Annotated in this window: 26 protein-coding genes; 5 read left to right on the top strand and 21 right to left on the bottom strand. The window is 68.9% G+C overall.

Annotated features, from left to right (window positions below; all coding sequences use genetic code 11):
• Positions 1–410: 410 nt before the first annotated feature.
• Positions 411–692 (top strand): hypothetical protein, encoded by a 282-nt coding sequence (locus CLV71_RS19135; protein WP_133904149.1) that lies wholly within the window; start codon positions 411–413, stop codon positions 690–692.
• Here CLV71_RS19135 and CLV71_RS19130 read toward each other — a convergent pair.
• Complete coding sequence (locus tag CLV71_RS19130; protein ID WP_133904148.1) at positions 670–1845, bottom strand: GNAT family N-acetyltransferase; 1176 nt, start codon at positions 1843–1845, stop codon at positions 670–672. The genes CLV71_RS19135 and CLV71_RS19130 overlap by 23 nt on opposite strands.
• A 198-nt stretch (positions 1846–2043) precedes the next feature.
• Between CLV71_RS19130 and CLV71_RS19125 the strand changes: the two genes are divergently transcribed.
• A complete protein-coding gene (locus tag CLV71_RS19125; protein ID WP_133904147.1) occupies positions 2044–2589 on the top strand; it encodes a ferritin in 546 nt (181 codons plus the stop codon).
• Here the strand turns inward: CLV71_RS19125 and CLV71_RS19120 are convergent.
• The 3 genes from CLV71_RS19120 to CLV71_RS19110 form a co-directional block, all read right to left on the bottom strand.
• Positions 2586–3377, bottom strand: a complete 792-nt coding sequence (locus CLV71_RS19120; RefSeq protein ID WP_133904146.1) for a hypothetical protein — start codon at positions 3375–3377, stop codon at positions 2586–2588. The two genes, CLV71_RS19125 and CLV71_RS19120, sit on opposite strands and share 4 nt — an antisense overlap.
• Complete coding sequence (locus tag CLV71_RS19115; protein WP_243866597.1) at positions 3377–3886, bottom strand: SigE family RNA polymerase sigma factor; 510 nt, start codon at positions 3884–3886, stop codon at positions 3377–3379. Before CLV71_RS19115 ends, CLV71_RS19120 begins: the two co-directional genes overlap by 1 nt.
• Positions 3887–4008: 122 nt before the next feature.
• Positions 4009–4401 (bottom strand): MerR family transcriptional regulator, encoded by a 393-nt coding sequence (locus CLV71_RS19110; RefSeq protein WP_133904145.1) that lies wholly within the window; start codon positions 4399–4401, stop codon positions 4009–4011.
• A gap of 153 nt (positions 4402–4554) precedes the next feature.
• On the opposite strand from CLV71_RS19110, the gene CLV71_RS19105 reads away from it, so the two are divergent.
• Positions 4555–5046 (top strand): class I SAM-dependent methyltransferase, encoded by a 492-nt coding sequence (locus CLV71_RS19105; protein WP_243866569.1) that lies wholly within the window; start codon positions 4555–4557, stop codon positions 5044–5046.
• A gap of 318 nt (positions 5047–5364) precedes the next feature.
• On the opposite strand, the gene CLV71_RS19100 is transcribed toward CLV71_RS19105, so the two are convergent.
• Complete coding sequence (locus tag CLV71_RS19100; protein ID WP_133904144.1) at positions 5365–6306, bottom strand: DUF5926 family protein; 942 nt, start codon at positions 6304–6306, stop codon at positions 5365–5367.
• Between the two features lie 11 nt (positions 6307–6317).
• Positions 6318–7109 carry a glycerophosphodiester phosphodiesterase gene (locus CLV71_RS19095; RefSeq protein WP_243866568.1) on the bottom strand — a complete coding sequence of 264 codons (792 nt, stop codon included), beginning with the start codon at positions 7107–7109 and terminating at the stop codon, positions 6318–6320.
• 32 nt (positions 7110–7141) lie between these two features.
• Here CLV71_RS19095 and CLV71_RS19090 point away from each other — a divergent pair, with 32 nt between their 5' ends.
• A complete protein-coding gene (locus CLV71_RS19090) occupies positions 7142–8329 on the top strand; it encodes a cytochrome P450 (protein ID WP_133904142.1) in 1188 nt (395 codons plus the stop codon).
• Here the strand turns inward: CLV71_RS19090 and CLV71_RS19085 are convergent.
• From CLV71_RS19085 to CLV71_RS47745, 4 genes are read right to left on the bottom strand one after another with little or no spacing between them, the layout of a single operon-like run.
• Positions 8326–8757, bottom strand: a complete 432-nt coding sequence (locus tag CLV71_RS19085; protein WP_133904141.1) for a MarR family winged helix-turn-helix transcriptional regulator — start codon at positions 8755–8757, stop codon at positions 8326–8328. The two genes, CLV71_RS19090 and CLV71_RS19085, sit on opposite strands and share 4 nt — an antisense overlap.
• The gene (locus CLV71_RS19080; protein WP_133904140.1) at positions 8757–9647 is read right to left on the bottom strand and encodes a DUF4328 domain-containing protein; all 891 of its coding nucleotides are present in this window, start codon (positions 9645–9647) and stop codon (positions 8757–8759) included. Before CLV71_RS19080 ends, CLV71_RS19085 begins: the two co-directional genes overlap by 1 nt.
• 1 nt (position 9648) lies before the next feature.
• Positions 9649–9987: a rhodanese-like domain-containing protein gene (locus tag CLV71_RS19075; protein ID WP_133904139.1), complete on the bottom strand. Its 339-nt coding sequence runs from the start codon at positions 9985–9987 to the stop codon at positions 9649–9651.
• A gap of 44 nt (positions 9988–10031) precedes the next feature.
• Positions 10032–10265: a hypothetical protein gene (locus CLV71_RS47745; RefSeq protein ID WP_166664160.1), complete on the bottom strand. Its 234-nt coding sequence runs from the start codon at positions 10263–10265 to the stop codon at positions 10032–10034.
• A 31-nt stretch (positions 10266–10296) separates the two neighbouring features.
• On the opposite strand from CLV71_RS47745, the gene CLV71_RS19065 reads away from it, so the two are divergent.
• Positions 10297–12570, top strand: a complete 2274-nt coding sequence (locus CLV71_RS19065; protein WP_133904138.1) for a P-loop NTPase fold protein — start codon at positions 10297–10299, stop codon at positions 12568–12570.
• A 27-nt stretch (positions 12571–12597) separates the two neighbouring features.
• On the opposite strand, the gene CLV71_RS19060 is transcribed toward CLV71_RS19065, so the two are convergent.
• The 11 genes from CLV71_RS19060 to CLV71_RS19015 all read right to left on the bottom strand — a co-directional run bounded on the left by CLV71_RS19060 (position 12598) and on the right by CLV71_RS19015 (position 21925).
• Positions 12598–14205 (bottom strand): solute symporter family protein, encoded by a 1608-nt coding sequence (locus CLV71_RS19060; protein WP_133904137.1) that lies wholly within the window; start codon positions 14203–14205, stop codon positions 12598–12600.
• Positions 14202–14537: a DUF485 domain-containing protein gene (locus CLV71_RS19055; protein WP_133904136.1), complete on the bottom strand. Its 336-nt coding sequence runs from the start codon at positions 14535–14537 to the stop codon at positions 14202–14204. Before CLV71_RS19055 ends, CLV71_RS19060 begins: the two co-directional genes overlap by 4 nt.
• A gap of 136 nt (positions 14538–14673) precedes the next feature.
• Positions 14674–14955, bottom strand: coding sequence for a DUF397 domain-containing protein (locus CLV71_RS19050; RefSeq protein ID WP_133904135.1), 282 nt, complete (start codon positions 14953–14955; stop codon positions 14674–14676).
• A 78-nt stretch (positions 14956–15033) separates the two neighbouring features.
• Positions 15034–15390: a Scr1 family TA system antitoxin-like transcriptional regulator gene (locus CLV71_RS19045; protein WP_133904134.1), complete on the bottom strand. Its 357-nt coding sequence runs from the start codon at positions 15388–15390 to the stop codon at positions 15034–15036.
• A gap of 17 nt (positions 15391–15407) precedes the next feature.
• On the bottom strand, positions 15408–15530 hold the full coding sequence (locus CLV71_RS50145; protein ID WP_279588742.1) for a hypothetical protein: 123 nt from the start codon (positions 15528–15530) through the stop codon (positions 15408–15410).
• A gap of 265 nt (positions 15531–15795) precedes the next feature.
• Complete coding sequence (locus CLV71_RS19040; protein ID WP_133904133.1) at positions 15796–17502, bottom strand: sodium/solute symporter; 1707 nt, start codon at positions 17500–17502, stop codon at positions 15796–15798.
• Entirely contained in the window at positions 17499–17825 is a 327-nt protein-coding gene (locus tag CLV71_RS19035) for a hypothetical protein (RefSeq protein WP_424923889.1), read from the bottom strand. The genes CLV71_RS19040 and CLV71_RS19035 overlap by 4 nt, the downstream gene beginning before the upstream one ends.
• A gap of 26 nt (positions 17826–17851) precedes the next feature.
• Positions 17852–18601: a LytR/AlgR family response regulator transcription factor gene (locus tag CLV71_RS19030; protein WP_133904131.1), complete on the bottom strand. Its 750-nt coding sequence runs from the start codon at positions 18599–18601 to the stop codon at positions 17852–17854.
• Positions 18598–19611, bottom strand: a complete 1014-nt coding sequence (locus CLV71_RS19025; RefSeq protein ID WP_133904130.1) for a sensor histidine kinase — start codon at positions 19609–19611, stop codon at positions 18598–18600. The genes CLV71_RS19030 and CLV71_RS19025 overlap by 4 nt, the downstream gene beginning before the upstream one ends.
• 64 nt (positions 19612–19675) lie before the next feature.
• Entirely contained in the window at positions 19676–21469 is a 1794-nt protein-coding gene (locus tag CLV71_RS19020) for a sodium/solute symporter (protein ID WP_424923888.1), read from the bottom strand.
• 33 nt (positions 21470–21502) lie between these two features.
• Positions 21503–21925 (bottom strand): hypothetical protein, encoded by a 423-nt coding sequence (locus CLV71_RS19015; protein WP_133904129.1) that lies wholly within the window; start codon positions 21923–21925, stop codon positions 21503–21505.
• Between the last annotated feature and the right edge of the window lie 3 nt (positions 21926–21928).

Raw genomic sequence — 21928 nt, 5'->3', positions numbered from 1 at the left:
ATCCGAGGCCGGGCTCGGCCAGTGACGGTGCCGCCGGATACCTTGTAAGGTGCCGCCCTCCGCCTCGCAGGTCCGGGGCCCACCCCCGTGTTCCATTCTAGTGGTGAGGGGTGACGGGATTGGCGTTGTGGATCTTGACTGTGGACAACTGGATGGGCTGTGGACAACTGTCGCGCCCGTGCAAATGCACTGGTGAACAGCTTCGGAACGTGGGGCGTTGCCAGTGAACGCCATCGGTGGAGTGAGCGTCGCCAGGGACGCTTTGCAGTGCTTGGCGTATCGCTTGGCGTTCGTTGGTTTGCGTGCGATGCCGCGGGGCTTCGGGTGCTGGGGTGTCATGGAAGCCGGTCGGGCTGTGGACAACTTGTGGATAGCTGGCGGTTTGGGCTGGTCACGGGACGGGGGTTGCGGTGCAGGGTGAGCCCACTCGCTTCGATGTCGGTGTCGCTGTCGTGATCGCCGGGTTGTTCGGGGTTCTGGCGTTCGTGCTCGTGGGGTTCGAGGTGTTCTCTGTCCTGCTGTTCGTCGTGCCGGTGGGTGCGCCGCTATTCCTGGGGGCCGCGGCGCTTGGTGGGGCCTGGCTCGCCGTTCGGGGGCGCCGCTCGGCCCGTGGGTTCGGGGCCGGGATGGTGGTCGGGTGGGTGCTGCTGGCCTTCTGGAGTTCCGGGCTCAGTATCGGGGTGTTTCCTTGACCTCCACCCAGTCCGGGTTCAGACGGTGGTAAATCGCTTCCGCCTCGAAGCCCGTCTCACCCGTGGGAAAGGCGTCCGGTTCTGTCGCGATGTGCAGAAAGCCCGCCGACTCCGCCGCGTGGCGGGACGCCTTGTTCGTTGTGGCCGTGCCCAGCTTCAGCCGCCGTAGACCCAGACCGCCTTTTTCTTTTTCGCGGAATGCCCATTCCGTCAGCATTCCCAGCGCCTCCGTCAACACGCCCTGTCCCCGGCGGGACGGATGCATCGAATAACCGATTCCAGCCATCGTGTCGTCCAGTCCCTCGAGATTGAACAACTGGATCTGGCCAATCAGCTCGTCGGTTTCCCGGTCGGCTATGGTCCAGTCGTAGCGGTCGCCTCTGGCGTTGGCCTCCCTCGCCCGGTGGATCCCGTGCTCCTTGTTCGGGAGTTGGCTCAGCCACACGCTTCGGCCACCGAAGTGGCGGCTTCTCTCGTCGTTCAGGATCTCCGCGTACCTCGTTGCGTCGGTTTCGCGGTGGGGGCGCATGCGCAGCCGGTCGGATTCCAGGACCGGTGGGACGTTCCACTTGTGTTTGGGTTCCCGGGAGTCATCGGCGCGCAGCGTCCCCTGCCAGCAGTCGTGACGTTCGCCTCGCTGGGACAACAGCTTCTTGATCGTGCCGTGGAAAGTAAAGCCGTTTGCCCAGGCCACCCGCCAGGAACCCCAGTTGCCGACATGCGCCAACCACAGCACGACCTCGATGTCGCCCCGCTGGAAACCCCAGTCCAGTATCAGTTTCACCGCTCTGCTGCACACACCGTTGCCGCGTACCGCGGGGTGCAGACCGAACGCGATTTCCGCCAGGCCGCCGCCCATCGGGCGCAGGGAGATCGAGCCGGAGAACCTTCGCTCGCCGTCCGGGTGCTCGGACTCGATGGCGAAGTTCAGCTCCCTGCCCGTTCGCCAGCCTTCTGGGACCTCCTCGGTCACGTACGACCTCGCCAGCTCCCGGTCGTACGGGGTCGGCACCGTGGTCCACCGGACCGAGTCCGGGTCGACGCACTGCTCGACGATGCCATCCACATCGGACACCCGGTGTGCGCGGAGCGTCACCACTCCGTCGGTCAGGACTGGGAGATCTGCCATCGGCCCATCTTCGACGGTCGGCACCGGCCCTGCAATCGAGTTAGGCTTCCCACAGGCCACCTCGCTCGTTACCCATCAACACACTGGCTTGCTTTTATGTTTTATCTTCACCAAGTGAGGGTTCACTTCGTTAGGGACGCCTTACCTGAATTGAATTTTGGTAGGCTTACCTAATTAAATGCAAAATTGCCGACGATCTGTTCGGCTCGTATTATCGAATTCATGGGTATCAAAGGGAGCCTCACGAAGTTCCACTCGCTCCTGCAGGAGCAGGTACGCAACGAGTTCACCTCCTCGCAGCAGTACGTCGCCCTCGCCGTCTGGTTCGACGGACAGGATCTGCCGCAGCTGGCGAAGCACTTCTACCGCCAGTCGCTCGAAGAGCGTAACCACGCGATGATGATCGTCCGCTACCTGCTGGACAACGACATCCAGCCGCCCATCCCGGGCGTCGCCGAGGTCAGGAACGACTTCTCCGGAGCGGCCGACCTGGTCGCGCTGGCCCTCCAGCAGGAGAAGGACGTCACCGACGAGATCATCAAGCTGGCCAAGGTCGCCAGGGACGAGGACGACTACAAGGGCGAGCAGTTCATGCAGTGGTTCCTCAAGGAGCAGGTCGAGGAGGTCGCGCAGATGACGACGCTGCTCAACGTCGTGCAGCGCGCCGACGGCAACCTGTTCGACGTGGAGAACTTCCTCGCCCGCGAGTCCGTCGGCGACGTCGGCAGGGACCCGCTCGCCCCGCACGCCGCCGGTGGCGCGGTCTAGACGCAGGTCTGGTCCGTCGACTGCAGGGTCACGGTCGTGACCACGCCGTCGGCGAAACCGAACAGGAAGCCGGCGGCCGCGTTCCCCGGCACCGGCACAAGGGCGTGCCCGGTGTCCGCGTCCGCTTCGTCAAGGGCGGGGTAGACGTCCTCGACCTGCCCGATCGTCCAGCCGGGACCGACGCCCTCCGGTGTCTGCACCGGGTCGGCCTCGATCATCCGCACCGTCGTCGCGATGTACACCTGGCCGGACACGCGGTCGTCGCCTGCCAGGGCGTAGACCGCGCAGTCGCCCTCGTCAGAGGTCTTGGCGCCCAGCAGGCCGGTGGCCTGGGCCTCCTCGATCGTCTGGCCGAGCGTCAGCGCGCGGAGGCCGGTCGGGCCGACGACCTGGAACCTGAGCGCGGGCGGACCGGCGTCGGTCGGCTTGGTCGGTGTCGACTTCGGCTGCTTCTCGGTCGTGGTGTCCTCGGGGCCGGGCTCGACCGCCGGCGCGGTGGCCGACGTGTGGGTCGGTGGCGAGGTGCTCGATGACACAGGCGCGGCCGGGCGCGTGGTGGAGTTGGCGGTGGCGGGCGGCATGGCGTCCGGGCTCGCGCCCGCGAGCGCGATGCCGACCACGACCACCACTACGACCCCGAGCGCGCCACTGGCGGTCGCCGCGACGATCCGTCGCCTCCGCACGCGACGCGCACCCGCGACGATGATCTGCTCGGCATCACCGCGAACGGGCACGTCAAGCCGGTCGTCGGTCGTGAAGAGCTGCCGGAGTTCGTCGTCAAGGGCCATCAAACACCCCCCACCGATGTGCCGAGACGGCCACGCAGCGTGGTCATCGCCTTGCTCGCCTGACTTTTGACGGTGCCGCGGCTGACCCCCAGGACAGCCGCGATCTCCGCCTCTGACTTCTCCTCGTAGTACCGCAGTACGAGCACCGCCCTCTGACGCGGCGGAAGCCCACGCAGTGCCTCCCACAACGGCTCGTTCTCGAACGGGTCGTCGCGGGGTGGCGCGGGCGCGTCGGGCATCTCCGCGAGCAGGCTCTCTTTCCTCGTTCGACGCCAGCGGCTGACGTGCGCGTTCACCATGGCCTTTCGTGCGTAGGCGACCGGGTCCCCGGTCTTGCGCCCGATCGACGACCAACGGGCGCCGAGCCGCTCGAGCACCGTCTGGACCAGATCCGCCGCGTCGTGCGGGTTGCCGGTCAGCATGTGTCCGTACCTGAGTAATCCTGGTAGCGCCTGTCGCACGAAATCAGCGAAATCCTCCACCGCGGTAGCCCCACTTCCCCAGTCCAGATGACGTGCCCTCCCTTCCGCGGTGTCCGTCGCCACCGTCAGTGGGTACACACCCGCCAGACGCCAGAGGTTGCCTCGACGTTGCACTTCTCCGGCCCCCCGTGACTACGAGTGTGCAACATCTATTTCGGGTGTGTCACATGTAAAAGCTCGCCAGCCAGACGCGCGGTGACGAGGTCCACGAACTTGGGGCAGTCGCGGACGTCCTCGTGGGGGCAGGCCAGGGAGTGTGCGACAGCGGAACGCGCGGCCTGGGCCTTGGCGATCTGGCCGTCCAGCTCGGCGAGCTTGCGTGCGGCCAGCTCCCGCCAGCCCGCACCGAAGGACCTGATCTCGCGAAGGGTGTAGCCGGCGTCCTGGAGCAGGAGGATCTGGCCGACCCTGGTGACGGCGTCGTCGGCGTAGCGGCGGTGGCCGTTGGCACGGGTGGGGGCGAGGAGGCCCTGGTCCTCCCAGTAGCGGAGCGCGGAGGTGGCCACGCCGGTGGCGTCGGCCAGTTCGCCGATCGTCAGCATCTTGACTTCAAGGCTACTTGAAGGCGTTGTCTGCGGATCGTGAGAGTTCAGGAACGGATCGTGCGTCAGTTCGGGTGGCCACGTGGGGTGGCCGGGGCCGCGGCCGGGTGGGTGATGGCTCACCGAGGGTCGAACAGGGAGCGGAACCGGTGGGTGGTGTCGCTGCTCGACCTGCGGCCGACGGATCGGGTGTTGGAGGTCGGGTTCGGACCTGGGATCGCGGTCGGCGAGATGGCCAGGGTGGCTGGGCAGGTCTACGGCGTTGATCACTCGTCGGTGATGCTCCGGGCTGCTCGGCGGCGCAACGCGGCGGCTGTTCGGGCTGGGCGGGTTTCGCTGTTTCACGCGCCGGTCGATCGGTTGCCGGGGTTGACCGGGCTGGACGTGATCGTGTCGGTCAACAGTCTCGGGTTCTGGCCGGAGCCTGGGGAGCGGTTGCGTGAGCTGCGGGGGTTGCTTCGGGACGGTGGGCGGATCGCGTTGGCGAGTCAGCCTCGGTGCCTCGGAGCTTCGGCGGAAACGACGGAGCGGGCGGGTCGGGAGCTTTCGGAGCTGCTGGCCGCGGCGGGGTTCGTCGACCTCCGCACGGAAACGTTGGAGCTGGCCCCGCCAGTGGCCTGCATACTAGGCACAAACCGCCTCTGACCTGCGAAAACGCTTCGCCTACAGCATAGTGGCGGCCCCCACCCTCTCCGGGGGCACCCCGATCACCATTTTACTGGGTGGGGGTGACGGGGGTGGGGGTGTTGATCTTGGCTGTGGATAACTCGGTGGGTTGTGGACAACTTCGCGGGGTGGGCACAGCGCGGACGCCCGGCGATGTGCATCGCCGGGCGTCGGTGTTGGTGATCAACTTTGTTGCCACTGTCGCCTTGTCGGCGCAGCGGCGGGTCTCAGCCGGGCCTGCGGGTGCCCCCTTGGGCGGATGGGGGCCTGGTTGTGGACAACCGGTGGACAACTGTCCTAGCGGATGGTGATCTGGCGGCCGATCAGGCCGTCACGGGCTCGGCGTTCCTCGCTGGTCAGCGGGGTGTTCTCCAGCGACGTCAGCGCCTCGTCCAGGCGGGTGCCCAGGGTCTCCGCCGGGGTGGTCCACTCGCGGGCGTGCTGTTCGCGGTCCAGGTCCCACACCGGGACCAGCAGGCCGTGCGCACGGAAGGAGCCTGCGTAGCGGGAGCCTTCGCCCAAACCCAGCTCGCCTCGGGCCGACAGGCGGGCCAGCGCGAACATCAGCTGCTCCTCCGGCTCCGGGCGGACCCAGCGGAGGTGGGCTCGGTCGCCTGCGTCCACCCAGTACGCGGCCGGGCCGATGCGTTCCGTCGGCATGATCGCCTGGTTCGCCCGTTCGAGTGACAGTGCCACCTCGCCCGTCGGCTCCTCGTCCTCCGGGAGCCACCACGCGAAGTCACTGTGCAGGGTCGGCTCCAGCTCCGCCTTCGGCTCGAGCATGTCCTGCAGGCGCTCGCGGTCGCCATCCTCGGTCTCCGGGCCAACCACCGAGAGGACCTCGCCCGGCTTCGCCTCCACTGCCCAGCGGAGGGCGCGGGCCAGGTCGCGGCTCACGTCGCTGGAACGGCTCTGTACCTGCAGGCCCACGAAGGCGCTGCCGTCCGCCCTGACCAGGCCCGCCGCCGCCATGGGGAGGACCGACGCCAGGGTGACCTTCCGGTCCGTTTCCACCGTCAGGGTCAGGGGCGCTGTCGCCGACGGCACGAACTCGCGCAGTGCGATCAGCTCACGCTCGGCCGCGAGGCCCTCGAACGGGCGGCCCACCGGCACCTCGATCGGACCCCCTGACAAGCCGTGGCACGCCTTGTACCGCTTGCCGGACCCGCACGGGCACGCCTGCCTGGGGTTGATGCCGTCTGCCGGCTGCTTGCTCTTCACGGCGGAACGCTTGGCCATGGAGCCAGACGCTACCGGTTCAGCAATTTCACGGTCGTGGCCGGGGAGTTGGTCGCGAGGAAACGCACGTCCAGCTTCGTGCACAGTGCGACGTCCTCCGCGTCGTCCACCGTCCAGACGTAGGTCTCGGCGCCGAACGAGCGCGCACGCTCGACGTAGTCCGGGTCGTGACGCAGGATGTGCACGCCGGGTCCGGTGTAGTCCGCGTACGACGGGAGCGTGCCGTCCCAGCGGGTGACCGACAGCTGGTCCAGCAGCAGCACGGTCGGCAGGGTGTCCGTGTGGTCGCGGACGCGGCGGACGGCGCGCGAAGAGAACGACATCATCACCACCGGTGAGTCCTCTTTGGACTTCGGGCGGGCCAGGCCGTAGCGCCGCAGCATCGCGATCAGCTTCGTCTCCACCAGACCGCCGTAGCGGACCGGGTGTTTCGTCTCCACGAACAGCTTGATGCCCCGGTTCGCCTCCACCAGGTCGAGCAGCGACTCCAGCGTCAGCACGCCGCGCTCCGACTCGTCCGGTGGGCGCAGCAGCTCGTCGGCGGTCTCCGGCATGCCGGGATACCAGCTGCCGTAGTCCAACTGGGACAACCGTTCCAGGGTCAGTGTCGACACGACGCCCTTGCCGGACGACGTCCGGTCGACCTTGCGGTCGTGTACGCAGACGAGGTGTCCGTCTCTGGACAGGCGAACGTCGCATTCCAGGCCGTCCGCGCCCTGCTCGATGGCCAGCGCGTACGCGGCGACGGTGTGTTCGGCACGGTGCGCGGAAGCGCCCCGGTGCGCGACAACATCGGGCTGCACGGCGCCAATCATTCCACGGTTACCTTGGTCCCATGGCCTTCGACCCACGTGATCCGGTGTTCCTCGCCGATCCGTATCCCGTGTTCGACGTGTTGCGTGCCGAGGCGCCGGTCCACTGGCACGAGGGGCTCGGGTTGGCCGTCGCGGTGTCCCACGCCGCGTGCTCCGAGGTGCTGCGCAACCGCGCGGCCGGGCGGGTCTGGCGTGACAAGGAGCCTGCCTCGTCCTTCGTGGCCTTCAACCTGCTGCACCAGAACTCCTTGCTGGAGAACGAACCGCCCCGGCACACGAGGTTGCGGCGGCTGATCTCGGCCGCGTTCGCGCGTGGGCACACCGAGCGGTTGCGGCCCTGGGTGCGGTCGCTGGCCGACTCACTGGTGTCCTCGCTCGCCGACGCCATCAAGGCCGACGGGTCCGCCGATCTCCTCGCGCACGTCGCCGCGCCGCTGCCCGTCGAGGTCATCGCCGAGCTGTTGGGGGTGCCTGCCGCCGACCGGAACCGGTTGCAGCCGTGGTCGAACGCGATCGTCAAGATGTACGAGTACGCCCTGCCCGCGCCTGCCGCCGTCGAGGCCGAGGCGGCGGCGCAGGAGTTCGTGGACTATCTGCGGTGGCTGGCCGCCGAACGCGTGTCCGCACCGGGGTCCGACCTGATCAGCGACCTCGTGGCCGAGCGGGACGGCGGTGACCGGCTCTCCGACGACGAGCTGGTCGGGACGGCCGTCCTCCTGTTGATGGCCGGGCACGAGGCGACGGTCAACGTCGTCGGCAACGGGGTGCTCGCACTGCTGACCCACCGATCCGAATGGGTGCGCCTCGTCGACGATCCGGGGCTGCTGCCCACCGCGGTCGAGGAGCTGATCCGCTTCGACGCACCCCTGCAGCTGTTCGAGCGGACGGCCACCGAGCCCACGACCGTCGCCGGGTACGAGCTGGCGCCCGGCGACCGGATCGCCGCGCTGCTCGGCGCGGCCGCCAGGGATCCGCTCGTGTTCGACTCCCCCGCGCGACTGGACATCGGTCGCACGCCGAACGCCCATCTCGGCTTCGGGGCCGGGATCCACTACTGCGTCGGGGCGCCGCTCGCGCGGGTGGAGATCGCCGCGGCGTTGGAGGCGCTGGTGACGCGGCTGCCCTCGCTGCGGTTGGCCGCCGAGCCGCGGCGGCGGCCGGAGTTCGTGATCCGCGGCCTGCGGACGCTGCCGGTGACCACGAACTAGTGCGGCTGGGGCGCCTGGTCGGTGAGGTCGCGGAGGTCGGCGAGGGTGCGGCGGAGTTCGGTCATGCGTGCTTCACCCAGGTGGGCGGTCCATTCTGCCTCGACCTCGGCCACCGCGGCCGTCGCGACGGGGATGGCCGCTCGGCCCCGTTCGGCGACGCGGACGAGCCGCGCGCGCCTGTCCGACGGGTCGGGGACGCGTTCGACCCAGCCCGCCTTCTCCAGCTGGTCGACGAGGAAGCCCGCGGTCTGCTTGGTGACCTGGGCCTGCGCGGCCAGCTCGGTGAGGCGGGTGCCGTGCGGGCCGACGAGCTGCACGATCCGCAGCTGCGCGACGGTGACGTCGGCGAAACCGGCGGCGGCCAGTGCCGAGAGCACGCGGTTCTCCAGCCACCGGTACGGGATCAACAGCAGCAGACCGGTGTTCATCAGCGGCGGGAGGTGGCCGGCTTCTCCACACGCACCAGGGCTTCCTGCACTCCTTCGATGCGCAGAACCCGCAGGTGGCGGACGGTCGCCGGGTCTATCGGCGCCAGGAACGCGGCAAGGCGGCGGACCATCAGGGCGGTCAGGATCGCGACGGCCGCCGCCGCCAGGTCGGTCAGGCCGCTCAGGATGACGCCGTCCGCGTGGGCCTGGGCCGAGTCGCGGAACCGCCAGACCACCGTGAGACCGAACAGCAGGCCTGCCGCCGCCCACACCGACCACCAGATCACGACCGGTTTCGTCGGTCGCGGACGTTCGTGGGCCGGGCGCCGCAGCACCTGGTGTTCCAGCTCGGCCAGCACGACGCCCGCCATCGCCAGGTTCACGCCGGGGATCAGCAGGTAGAGGATCACCTGCCAGTCAGGGCGGGCCAGGCGCTGGTCGGCCAGGTCGGCTGCCGCGTGCCGGGCGAGGCGCAGCCACCACAGCGTGACCACGACGGCCACGACTCCGAACGCCACCGCCAGCACCGCCGCGATCGTCACCACCGCGTCCGACGCCGACACCACGCTCGACGACAGCGCACCCGTGCGGCTGCGCACCAGCAGCACGTACCGCCACACCTCGCCGGCCGCCGCGAACACGGCCAGCGCGGCGAGCGCCCACATCATCGCCGCGGCGTGGCCCGCCACTGCGCGGACGCGTTCGACCGTGACCGGCTGCTCGGTGACCGCGCTGGGGACCGCCTTCGGCCAGCGCCACGCCAGCGCCGGGAAGCCCCAGGTCGGCGTCGCGCCGTACGCGGGCGGGCCCATGTACGGCAGTCTCCTGCGCATGCGGGGGCGACGGGCGGTGCCCGGGGGCACCGTCGCTATCCACCGCTGCCGCTGCATGTCAGATGACCGTCGGCTCGCCTGCGTCGCTGGTCATCGGCCTGCCTGCCGCGTGCCAGGACTGCATGCCGCCGTCGACGTTCTTCGCGTCCCAGCCGTTGGCGTTGAGGTACTGCGTCACCCGCGCCGAGCGCCCGCCGCTGCGGCACACGACGTACACCTCGCTGTCGGCGGGGAGGTCGTCCAGCCGGCCCGGGAGCTCGCCCATGGGGATGTGCAGCGCCTCCGGGGCGTGACCGGCAGCCCACTCGTCGGGTTCCCGCACGTCGAGCAGCGTCACTCCCTCCGGAAGGGCAGCCGGGAGGTCCGGCACGGTCACACTGGGCACCTGCTGTGGCATCACGGACACGATGCTGCCACGTCCGCCCGTAGAACGCGTGTGAGTCACCCCAGCCGCACCTTGAATCCCGTCGCGATCGTCGCCAGCTGCTCCTCGGTGACGGGCAGCTTGCCGCGACCACCGCGGATCGTCTCGCTGCCGCCGCTCACGGACACCTTGTCCGCCTCGCTCCAGCCCGCGGCGGACCACGCCATGAACGCGTTGTACGTGCTCGTGAAGGAGGACGGCCGCTGGCTGGTCGCCGCCCGGCAGAACACCCTCGTGGCGAGATAGGGCAAGCTGTGACAGGTGGCCTCATCTGTACCACGGGTGCGCGAGATCGATCCGAACAGCCTGCTCGCCAGCCCGCCCGCGGACGGGCAGCTCCAGCCCTACGTGCGCCGCCACATCGACACGGACCTCGACCGCGCGCTGGCACGGCCGGGGCCCGTCGTGATCGAGTTCGCCCATCAGGCCGGTGCACGGCGCTCGGCCTACGAGGCGTTGCTGCGAAACCTGCCGGACGCGTTCCTCTACACGCCTGCCGCCGCCGAGCAGCTGACGGAGACGGCCGGCGGCAAGTCCGTGATGTGGTTGGACTCCAGACGGTCCGGGCGCATGTCGGTCGGGTACATCAGCCGGGTCGTACGTGACTGGCTGGCCGTCGAAGGCCGGTGGGCGATCGTCCTGGTGTCCCTCCTGGACTCGAACCTGTCCGGGCTGCGGATCGCCCTCGAGGATCTGTCGCCGCAGTTCGTCCACGTCAACGCCGAACTGACGGAGGAGGAACAACGCGAGGCCGCAGACGGGTACATGGGCGCACGTACGGTGTCGGACATCGCCGCCGTGTTCCCGGGGGTGGTGCCGGAGCCCGCCGAGGCACAGACGGCCGGCTACCGGGCCGACACCCCGGACGGGCCGGACCGGCTCGGCATCACCGCCGACGTTGACATGCTCGCGGACCTGGTGGCGTCGCGGCTGATCAGGCCGCCGCTGTCGATCGGGCTGTTCGGGAACTGGGGGTCCGGCAAGAGCTTCTTCATGCGGAAGCTCCGGGACCGGGTGGACCGGCTCGCCCATGCCGCCCAGACGGCCGAGGAGGTCCAAGGGGCAAGCGGGCTCGAGGTCTCGTCGTACTGCGCCTCGATCAGGCAGATCGACTTCAACGCCTGGCACTACGTCGAGGCGAACCTGTGGGCGAGCCTCGCCACGCACATCTTCGACTCGCTCGCCGCCGAGACCACCGACGAGGAACTCGAACAGCTCGACAGGAAGCGGCAGTCGGAGTCGCTGCTGGAACAGCTCAGCGCGGTGCGGGTGAAGCGGCGGCTCGTCGCGGCGCGTGGCGCGCCGCTGCGGCTCGGCGGGGACGATCTCGCCTGGGTGGCACACGAGGTCGGGGTGTCCAGCGCGACCACCGACGACGTGATGAACTTCGCGCGGCAGCTCAAGGGTTTCCGGGCGAAGGCCCGGGTGCTCGCCACGAGCGGGTGGACCTGGGTGGCGATAGGTGTCGGGGTGGCGCTGGCCGTCGGGCTCGGCTTCCTCGTGGGGTCGGCCGTGTGGCCCGTGGTGCTCGGGGCGGTGCCGATTCTTGCCGTGGTGACGAGGGTTCTGGCGCGGATCGGGCGGGTTCGGGAACAGGCCGAGTCGCGGACCAGCCGGCAGTTGACCGAGCTCGACGCCGAGGTCGACCGGTTGGAGAAGGCCGTCGCCGAGCTGGCACCCACACATGACGTGACGAAGTTCGCCCGGTCGAGGAATGTCGACTACCAGCAGCATCTCGGTGTCGTCTCCATGCTGCGCAAGGATCTGGAGACGTTCGCCGACCTGCTGGCCATGGGTGGGCCGGAGCGGGTCGTGCTCTACATCGACGATCTCGACCGGTGTCCACCGGACGTGGTCATCAAGGTGTTGGAGGCGGTGCACCTGCTGGTCGCGATGCCGGTGTTCGTCGTGGTGGTCGGGGTCGACCCGAGGTGGCTGCACCAGGCGATCCGGCATCACTACGCGAACGTCCTGCCTGACGCGGCCATCACGCCCGCCGACTACCTGGAGAAGATCTTCCAGGTCCCCTTCCAGCTCTCGCCCATGGAAAAGGAGGGTTTCACCTGGCTCGTGGCGGAACTGGCGGAAGACGAGCCGACTCCCGCGCGGGTCGAGCCAGTGGACGCGGGCGCGGCAGGTCGGACGGACGAACCGAGCGGGCCCGGTGACGCGATCCAGGCGAGCATGGCCACGTCGGTCGTGGCCGCACCCGCGCGCGAATCGTTGCGGCCCAGGCAGTTGACCATCACGCCGGTCGAGGTGGAGTTCCTGGGGCGGCTGGCCCATCTCGTGCCGTCGCCCAGGGCGGCGAAGCGGTTGACGAACCTCTACCGGCTCGTGCGGGCGCGGCTTTCCGGGGCCGAGCTGGACGAGTTCCTCGTCGGCGAGCAGTTCAAAGCCGTGCTCGTGTTGCTCGCCAACGGTGGTGAGCCGAGTAGTGAGGTCGAACTGTCCCAGGAGGTCTACGAGCGGTGGCTGCCGTTGGTGCGGCGGTTCTCCTTCGGGGACACGAACGACCCCCGGCGCGGGGCCGGGGGCCGTTCCTCAGAGCACTGACCACGTCGTTGGAGCCAATGCGGCGTCCTAGTGCGCGACTGCCTTCTCCGCGCCCGCGCCGGTCAGGGAGCGGACCTCCATCTCGGCGTACTTCTGCTGGTCGTTCTCCTTCGACGTCTTCGAGCCGATGAAGCCGAGGATGAACGCCACCGGGATCGAGACCAGGCCCGGGTTGGCCAGCGGGAACCAGTGGAAGTCGACGCTCGGGAACATCGAGGTCTCCTTGCCGGACACCGCGGGCGAGAACACGATCAGCACGAGGCAGACGATCAGGCCGCCGTAGATGCTCCACAGGGCACCGCGGGTGTTGAAGCCCTTCCAGAACAGCGAGTAGAGGATCGTCGGCAGGTTCGCCGACGCCGCCACCGCGAACGCGAGCGCCACCAGGAACGCGATGTTCTGGCCGTTCGCGACGATGCCGCCCGCGATGGCCACCGCGCCGATGACCAGTGCGGTGATGCGCGCGACGCGGACCTCCGCGCCCTTGTCGTCGGCCGCGCCCTTCTTGATGACGTTCGCGTAGATGTCGTGTGCGAACGACGCCGACGCGGTGATCGTCAGGCCCGCGACCACGGCGAGGATCGTCGCGAACGCGACCGCCGCGATGATGCCCAGGAGCACTGTGCCGCCCAGCGCGTAGGCCAGGAGCGGGGCCGCCGAGTTGGACTTGCCCGGTGCCGCGAGGATCGCGTCCGCGCCGACGAGCCAGCCCGCGCCGTAGCCGAGCACCAGGGTGAACAGGTAGAAGATGCCGATCAGCCAGATCGCCCACACGACCGACTTCCTGGCCTCCTTGGCCGTCGGCACGGTGTAGAAGCGCATCAGGATGTGCGGCAGGCCCGCGGTGCCGAGGACCAGCGCGAGTGCCAGCGACACGAAGTCGAGCCTGGACGTGCCGGTCAGGCCGTACTGCGCGCCCGGGTTCAGCAGCTTCTCGCCGCCCTCGCCGACCTTGGCGACCGCGTCGCCGAGCAGCTGCGACAGGTTGAAGCCCGTCTTGCCCAGCACCCACACGGTCATCACGAACGCGCCGGCGATCAGCAGCGTCGCCTTGATGATCTGCACCCACGTGGTGCCGCGCATGCCGCCGATGATCACGTACAGGATCATCACGATGCCGACCACCGCGATGACCAGCGCCTGGCCCGCCTTGTTCTCGATGTTGAGCAGCAGTGCGACGAGGCCGCCCGCGCCCGCCATCTGCGCCAGCAGGTAGAAGAACGACACGACCAGTGTCGAGGTCGCCGCCGCCGCGCGCACGGGACGCTGCCGCATCCGGTACGCGAGCACGTCACCCATCGTGTACTTGCCGGTGTTGCGGAGCAGTTCCGCCACCAGCAGCAACGCGATGAGCCACGCGACCAGGAACCCGATCGAGTACAGGAAGCCGTCGTAGCCGAACACGGCGATCGAGCCCGCGATGCCGAGGAACGACGCCGCCGACAGGTAGTCGCCAGAGATCGCGATGCCGTTCTGGGCGCCGGTGAAGGCGTGGCCCGCGGCGTAGTAGTCGACCGCGGTCTTGTTGTTGCGGCTCGCGCGGAACACGATCACCAGGGTGATCACCACGAAGACCGCGAAGATGGTGATGTTGAGGGCGGCGTTGCTGCCCTCGACGCCTGCTGCGAGATTCATGCCGCGCCTCCCTCGACGTCCTCACGGATCTTGTCCGCGACCGGGTCGAGCTTCCGGTTCGCGTGCCGCACGTACAGGCTTGTGATCAGGAACGTCGAGACGAACTGCAACAGGCCGAAGAGCAGGCCGATGTTGACGTTGCCGAAGACCTTGGTGCTCATGAACTCGTGCGCGTAGTCCGACAGCAGCACGTACAGCAGGTACCACACGAGGAACGCGGCGGTCATCGGGAACACGAAGTTGCGGAGACGGCGGCGAAGCTGTGTGAACTCCGCGCTCTGCTGGATCGTCTCCCAGTCGGGGCCGGGTGGGCCCTGGTCGGTGGTGCTCACGTTGCCTCCAGGGATGCGAACAGGTTCTCCGACCCTAGGAAGGCGTTAACGCGGCGTGAATCCGGCCCCGATCAATCGCTTCGTCGTGCGACGAGTGGTTGACGAACGGTGTGATTCGCGCGACGAATGGTTTAGGTCACATTTTGGAAACGTGCAGGAAAGCTACCCAACCAGATTCCGGAAGTACAAGGATCGCTCGATCAGGTGACTTGGAATCACGGACCGCCACTGACAGTGCGTCAAAGGCGACCTCGACACAGGCCCCGTTGCTGCCGTCTTGACTACTTCGGGTGCTCTTTCGCCAGTCGGCCCGGGCGAAGGCGACCTCGACACAGTTGCCGTTGGTGTGGTCCTGGCCGCTGCGGCTGCTCTTCCGCCAGACAAGATCCGATGGGGACACTTCGACCGCCTCTACCATTCTTGGCTGATTCGCTCGATGAGCGTGACCGAGTCGTCAGGACTCAAGGCTTCGACGCCCGACCGATCGAACTTCAGTCTACAGGCGCGGACCTCGGTAATCCTCCTCGATGTGAAGCGCTCCGGTCGCGTACTCGACGTAAAGGAGATCGGGTTCGTCGCGATCTTGGAAAGACATGTCGACCAGGTGGCGGAGCTGTTCCCGCATCACCTTCAGGCCGCCGACCTCACGGCGCAGGGCCGACTCATCGATGATGACCGACAGTTCGATCGGGTGCTCCTCGCTGGTCAGTCGCTCCTGGCGGATCAGGCAGAACTCGATGTCATCGTGTAGTTGCTTGGGCGACCGCCGACGGCGGCTATGCGAGAACAGCGCACGCATATAGGCCTCTGTGTGCAGCAGGCCGGGCAGCATCAGCCCTGGGAACTCCCGCACCGACGCGGCATATGTCTCTACGTCGACTGCAACGCACTGCGGGTCTTGTCCAGGCGTTTGGCCGCCTCGGTCAAGGTGAGGTTCGCGCCCTCGCGGATCTCACGCAGCCTGCGCCGCAGGAACGGTGCTCTCTTGCTCACGTCCCCCATGATCGCAGGCAACTGACCCAACAATGGGAAACCCAATGCCGCCGCGTTCGTACGGACACTGAAATGCCATGGAAGGACGTCTCTTCACACTGGTAAGTGCCGACGACGAAACAATGGTGTTCGCATGAGGGCTGGAGATCACTACGGCGACAGAACAGGAAGCTGTGACGTACTGCCGCCACCCCGTAACAAACCAAACGGTATTCGGACTTCACCGGAACGCGGAATCCGCATTGCGGCGATACGGGACGACAGTTCAGCTGCGTTTGGTCTGGGAGGGCTGAGCACGTTCACGCAGCATTCTCAGCCGCTCGGTCGGCGTCTGTTCGCGTTCCTCGTTGAGGTGCAGCCGCAACATCGCCGTGCGGGCCCAGGACGCGGGTCTCCCCCGGCGCGACACGACGACCATCGTCAGGAACGCCAGCGGAACCGACCACGGCGCGGGTTGGGCGACGAGGATGGCCAGCCAGCCCGTCACCGGGAGCCCGAGGAGCGTGCCCGCGATGGCACCCGAGGACGTCACCAGACCGACGACGACGCCGGACATGGCGCCCGCGACGGTAAGCCGCGACCACCAGATGCCCAGCACGAGCAGCGGGCAGAAGGTCGACGCGGCAACCGTGAAAGCCCAGGTGACGAGGATTCCCGCGTCGAGTCTGATCGCCTCTAGCGCGAGGAGGACGACCATCGCCGCGGCGGCGACCACGGTCAGGCGGAGGCGCCGGAGGCCACCTGGCAGCAGGTCGTAGGCGATGGCGCCGGAGACGACGAGCAGCAGTCCGAGCGAGGTGGCGAGGAAGGCCGCGAACGCGCCGCCGGTGAGCAGAGCCGTGAACAGCGAGCCCGCCCAGCCGTGGTCGACCTGTGCGGGGAGCGCGACGACGGCGGTGTCGGTGGCGCCGTTGAGGTAGAGCTGCGGGACCAGCACGTGGCCGAGCACGCCGTAGATGCCGGGGAACAGGTAGAAGATGCCGAGGAGCCCGACGGTGAACGCGGCGGTTCGTCTCGCGGCACGGCCGTCCGGACTGGTGTGGAACCGCATGATGACGTGCGGCAGGCCCATGGTGCCGAGTGCCAGAGCCACGACGAGCGCCCAGGTGCCGAGCAGCGGGTGGCCCGCGTAGGCGAGGTCGAGCAGTGGTCGGGCCCAGGCGTCACCGCCGGGCCGGGCGGTGCCGACGACCTCGGGGACCAGCGAGCCCTTCGGGAAGGTGACCGTTGTGCCCTGCGGGATCTCCCAGGTGCCGGTGCGTCCGTCGAGGGGCTCGGCGAGGTCGAGCGTGGTGCCGATCGTGAAGTCGATCGTCGTGTTCTTGGGGAAACGCGTGAACTCGACGGGGTTGACGGCGTCGTGGCCGGTCTGCGGGGAGATCTGGATGAGCAGCCAGATCGCCGGGACGATGAAGAGGACCAGCTTGAGGCAGAACTGGAAGGCCTGCACGTAGGTGGCGGCACGCATGCCGCCCAACGCGAGCGTGATCGCGACGCCCGCACCCGCGATCACCACACCGACCCAGTACTGCGAGCCGGTGACCGCGGAGAGCACGAGACCCGCGGTGCGGAACTGCGGGACGAGGTAGAGGCCGCCGATCACCAGGATGACGACCGCCGTGACCCGTCTGAGGGCGGGTGAGTTGAGGCGTGCCTCGGCGAAGTCGGGCACGGTCAGCGCACCCGAACGCCGCATCGGGGCCGCGACCAGGACGAGCATGGCGATGTAGCCTGCCGTGAAGCCGACCGGGTACCAGAGTGAGCCGATGCCGTCCTTCACGACCAGGCCCGCGACACCGAGGAACGACGCGGCCGACAGGTACTCGCCGGAGACCGCGGCCGAGTTCAGCAGGGGCGACACCCGGCGGGAGGCGACGAGGAAGTCGGAGGTGGTGCGCATGGCCGCCACCCCCCGCAGCCCGATGAGGAGGGTGACGAGCACGACCGGCGCCACCGCGAAGGCGAGGATCACGCCCGTTCGTCCTCGGTCCGCTCGGCTCGTCTCAGCTGCCAGCCCGCCAGCCACGTCAGCGCCGGATACGGCAGAACGGCCAGCGCCAGCCACGAGACCGGGATGCCGAGCAGGCGCACGGTGTCCAGGCCGGGGAACAGCCGGAACACCAGTGGCAGGCCGAGTATCCCCGCGAACAGCAGAACCAGCGGCGCCACCGCCAGCCTCAGTTGGCGGCGGTGCAGGTGGACGGCCCTCGACTCGCCTTCCGCGTCCAGCTTGGGCACCCGCCACCGGCCCCGTGCCCTTCGGCGGGACAGGGCGAGGCGGGTCTGCGGGCTCATCACCGCCACCCGTTTGTGGCCGGGCATCAGCGGCGGTCCAGCCGGCCGGACTTGGCCGCCAGTAACAACTTCTCGCGCAGGTCCCGCGCGTGGCGGCGCGACACCGGCACGTCACCCAGCTCCGTGTGCGCGAGCAGGCCGCCGACCGAGTCGCTCCTCAGCTCCCGCACCGAGTCGATCGCCACCAGGAAGCTCCGGTGCACCCTGATGAAGCCCGCCGCCGCCCAGTACTCCTCCAGGCGCGAGATCGGCATCCGCACCACGTGGACACCGGAGGTCGCGTGCAGGCGGACGTAGTCACCGTGCGCCTCGACGTAGTGGACCTCGGTCCGGCGGATGTACCTCGTGCGACCCTCCGCCTCCACCGGCAGCGCCGCCATCGTGTCCGGGGCCTCCTGCGGTGCCTGGCGGGCGAGCAGGCGGTTGACCCTCGCCAGCGCCTCGGCCAGACGTTCCGCGCGCACCGGTTTCAGCAGGTAGTCCACCGCGCCGATGCCGAACGCGGCCACCGCGTGCTGTTCGTACGCCGTCACGAAGACGACCGCAGGCGGCTCGGTCAGGCGGGCCAGCAGCCTCGCCAGCTCCAGGCCGTCGAGACCGGGCATGGAGATGTCCAGGAAGATCGCGTCGTAGCGGCCGTTCTGGATCATGCGCAACGCCGACAGCGCGTCACCGGCCGTCGAGACCTCCGAGACCTCCGGGGACGCGGACAGCAGGCGGCTCAGCTCGGTCAGGGCAGGCGGCACGTCGTCGACGGCCAGTACCGCGAGGGTCATGGGATCACTCCTGGCTGGAACCTGGGGATGCGCACGACCACGCGGGTTCCCTCGCCGTCCGCCGTCTCGACCACCAGTCCGTACCACGGGCCGTAGACGTTTCTCAGTCGTCTGTCCACGTTGGCCAGCCCCACGCTGTCCGTGCCGCCCCTGCCCGCCAGGATCGCCTCCGCGAGGGCGGGGTCCATGCCCACGCCGTCGTCTTCCACGCTGATGACACAGTCGTTGCCCTCCGCCTCGCCCCGGACCTGCACGTGGCCGGTGCCCGCCCTCGGTTCTATGCCGTGGCGGACCGCGTTCTCCACCAGCGGCTGGAGCACCAGGTACGGGAGCGCCACCGCCAGCACCTCCGGGGCCACCCGCACCTGCATCCGCAGGCGCTCCCCCAGCACCGCCCGCTGCAGCGCCAGGTACGTCTCGATGGCGTGGAACTCGTCGGCCACCGTCGTGTACTCGCCGTGTTTCGCCAGGCTGTAACGGATGTAGTCCGCGAAGTCGAGCATCAGCTCGCGTGACCGGTCCGGGTCGGAGCTGACGAGCGCTGCGATGACGGTCAGCGCGTTGTAGACGAAGTGGGGCGAGATCTCCGCACGCAACGCCCGCAGCTCGGCCTGCGCGGCCTGTTCCGCCGACGCCGCCAGACGACCGCGCTCCAGTGCCTCGACGATCCAGGCCGCCGCCTCGCGGACGTCGGCCCGCCGCGTCGCACCCGCCACCACCAGCACACCGGCCAGCTCCTGGTGGACGTGCAGCGGCACCGCGACCAGCTGGGAGCGGCCCTCCCGGTTCTCGCTGTGCAGGACCTTCTCCACCAGCGAGTTCGCGTCCGCGTAGAACGGCGGCTCCACCGGTGCCCACGTCACCGTGCCCGACAGGTCCGCCAGGCCGACGAAGTCCACGCCGAGCAGCCTGCGGATGCCTCGTGCCGCCGACCGGACCCCCGAGCCCGACAGGCCGTCCTTCAGCTCCTCGGCGATGTGCCGGGCCATGCTCAGCACCGACACCGCCATCTGAGGCTCCCATCGTCCGCGACCGGGTCCGCGTGCATGCTAGTTGCCGAAATGCCCGATCCAACTACTTGCGATGGCGACCGTCCGCCAGTCGTGACCGCTCCTCGGCCGTCCCGAAACTCGCGACAGCACGGTCGCGGGTCAGGCCGAGGCCGTCCGGGGCGTGCATGCGCAGGCGGACCTGCGCCACGTCCGCGGGGATCTTCGACGGCGTCATCTTGCTGACCAGCACCACCGTGACGAACGCGGCGGGCACCGTGAACAGGGCGGGTTGGCTGATCACACCAGGCACGGAGCCGCCGGTCAGGGCGTGGACCCGGCTGTAGACGAGCGCGGCCAGCGTCAGCCCGCCGCCCACGACGATGCCCGCCGCCGCGCCGACCCACGTCAGCTTCCGCCACCACACACCCAGCAGCAGGATCGGGCTGAACGTGGACGCGGCCAGCGCGAACGACATGCCGACCGTCAGCGAGATGTCGGTCTGCCGAACGGCGATGGCCAGGATGAGCGGGACGCTGCCCGCGACGACCGTGGCCACGCGGTAGTCGCGGACGCGGCCACGCAGCACGTCCGTCGACAGCACGCCCGACACGCTCACGATCAGGCCGGACGACGTCGACAGGAACGCCGCGAAGGCGCCGGCCATGGTGACCGCGCCGAGGATCTCGCCGAGCAGGCCCGGCGCGAACTTGGTCGGGAGCGACAGGACCGCCGCGTCCGTGCGGCCCGTGACCAGCAGCTCCGGCACGTACAGCCGGGAGAGCGCGCCGAGCATGATCGGGAACAGGTAGAAGAGCGCCAGCAGGACCAGCACGTGCAGGGTCGTCCGCCGCGCCGCCCGGCCGTCCGGGTTGGTGTAGAAGCGGACCAGCACGTGCGGCAGGCCCATCGTGCCGAGGAACAAGGCCAGCATCAGCGAGTACGTCGTGAACATGTCGTCGGCCGTCGACGAGGGCGCGAACCAGTTCGCGTTGTCCGAGGGCGCGCCGGCGATCACCGGGACGGAGGAGTCCTTCGAGAAGTGCAGCTTGGTGTCCGCGCCGACCTTGTGCTGCTGGCCGGAACGCCAGTACACCGAACCGTTCACCGGGTCGTCGTCGATCGTGCCGCGTGCCGCGAACTTCACGGTCTCCGTGACCTGCAGCAGGACCGGGGTGTCGACGGAGATCGTGGTCGCGGTGGTGAACGTGGGCGGCAGCGGCTCGGACAGGGTCGTCGCGCCGCCGTCGCGCAGGCCGCCGTGACCGATGAACAGCACGCACATGATGAACGTCGGCGCGGCGATGGCGAACAGCTTCAGCCAGTACTGGAAGGCCTGCACCACGGTGATCGCACGCATGCCGCCGCCGAACACGTTGATGATCACCACGATGGCGACGACGGTCGAGCCGACCCAGTTCGGCACGTTCGGCAGGATGTTGTGCAGCGCCAGGCCCGCTGCCTGCAGCTGCGGGATGACGTACAGGATCCCAATGAACACCACGAGCACGCCCGCGAGGCCACGAAGGGCGCGGGAGCCGAGACGTGCCTCGCAGAAGTCGGGCAGCGTGTAGGCGCCGGAGCGGCGCAGTGGCGCGGCGACGAACAGCATCAGCGCGAGGTAGCCTGCCGTGAAGCCGATCGGGTACCACAGCGCGTCGGCGCCGTCCTTCAGCACGAGGCCCGCGACACCCAGGAACGACGCGGCCGACAGGTACTCGCCGGAGACCGCGGCGGCGTTGCGGCGTGAGCGGACCGTCCTGCGGGCGACCAGGAAGTCCTGTGCGGTGCTGGCCATCCTGGACGCGCGCCAGCCGACCAGGAACGTCGCGAAGGTGACCGCGAGGACCCCGGAAAGGGCCCAGATCTGTGCGCTCACCAGTCCTACTTCACCGTGTTGGAGCCACTGCCACTACTTCTCCACCATCGCGACGAAGTCACGTTCCTGTCGTTCGGCCTTGTGGTTGTACCAGTAGCCGACACCGAACAACAACGGGAACGGTGCCAGTCCCAGTGCGAGCCACGGAAGCCGTACCCCTGCGATGGTGACATCCGAGAGCTGCGGGAGGAAGAAGAACAGCGCGGGCAGTGACGCGAAGAAGATCACCACGATCGCCAGCGCACGGGCCGCGGCCCTGAACTGGGCGCGGATCAGCTGGCGGACCAGCTCCTCGCCGTAGCTGGTCTGTTCCTCCAGCTCGACGACCGTGCGCAGGCGGGTGACGGGGGCCCGTGAGTCGGCCAGCACGACCCGCTTGCGGCGGGGCGGCGCGTCCGACGGCGACCGTCGCGCGCCCTGCTCGTCCCGCCCGGGTCCCGCGGAGTGCCTGCTCACGAC

The sequence above is a fragment of the Actinophytocola oryzae genome (assembly GCF_004364325.1).
Taxonomy (GTDB): Bacteria; Actinomycetota; Actinomycetes; order Mycobacteriales; family Pseudonocardiaceae; genus Actinophytocola; species Actinophytocola oryzae.
This window is presented reverse-complemented; position numbering and strand designations above follow the sequence as displayed.

Excerpts from the sequence above, each read along its gene's own strand:
- CLV71_RS19060 (WP_133904137.1), bottom strand. The coding sequence starts at position 14,205 with ATGAATCTCGCAGCAGGCGTCGAGGGCAGCAACGCCGCCCTCAACATC.
- CLV71_RS19085 (WP_133904141.1), bottom strand. The coding sequence starts at position 8,757 with ATGAACACCGGTCTGCTGCTGTTGATCCCGTACCGGTGGCTGGAGAAC.
- CLV71_RS19100 (WP_133904144.1), bottom strand. The coding sequence starts at position 6,306 with ATGGCCAAGCGTTCCGCCGTGAAGAGCAAGCAGCCGGCAGACGGCATC.
- CLV71_RS19080 (WP_133904140.1), bottom strand. The coding sequence starts at position 9,647 with ATGCAGCGGCAGCGGTGGATAGCGACGGTGCCCCCGGGCACCGCCCGT.
- CLV71_RS19120 (WP_133904146.1), bottom strand. The coding sequence starts at position 3,377 with ATGGCCCTTGACGACGAACTCCGGCAGCTCTTCACGACCGACGACCGG.
- CLV71_RS19125 (WP_133904147.1), top strand. The coding sequence starts at position 2,044 with ATGGGTATCAAAGGGAGCCTCACGAAGTTCCACTCGCTCCTGCAGGAG.
- CLV71_RS19075 (WP_133904139.1), bottom strand. The coding sequence starts at position 9,987 with ATGCCACAGCAGGTGCCCAGTGTGACCGTGCCGGACCTCCCGGCTGCC.
- CLV71_RS19090 (WP_133904142.1), top strand. The coding sequence starts at position 7,142 with ATGGCCTTCGACCCACGTGATCCGGTGTTCCTCGCCGATCCGTATCCC.
- CLV71_RS19110 (WP_133904145.1), bottom strand. The coding sequence starts at position 4,401 with ATGCTGACGATCGGCGAACTGGCCGACGCCACCGGCGTGGCCACCTCC.
- CLV71_RS19025 (WP_133904130.1), bottom strand. The coding sequence starts at position 19,611 with ATGGCGGTGTCGGTGCTGAGCATGGCCCGGCACATCGCCGAGGAGCTG.
- CLV71_RS19050 (WP_133904135.1), bottom strand. The coding sequence starts at position 14,955 with ATGGTAGAGGCGGTCGAAGTGTCCCCATCGGATCTTGTCTGGCGGAAG.
- CLV71_RS19035 (WP_424923889.1), bottom strand. The coding sequence starts at position 17,825 with ATGAGCCCGCAGACCCGCCTCGCCCTGTCCCGCCGAAGGGCACGGGGC.
- CLV71_RS19030 (WP_133904131.1), bottom strand. The coding sequence starts at position 18,601 with ATGACCCTCGCGGTACTGGCCGTCGACGACGTGCCGCCTGCCCTGACC.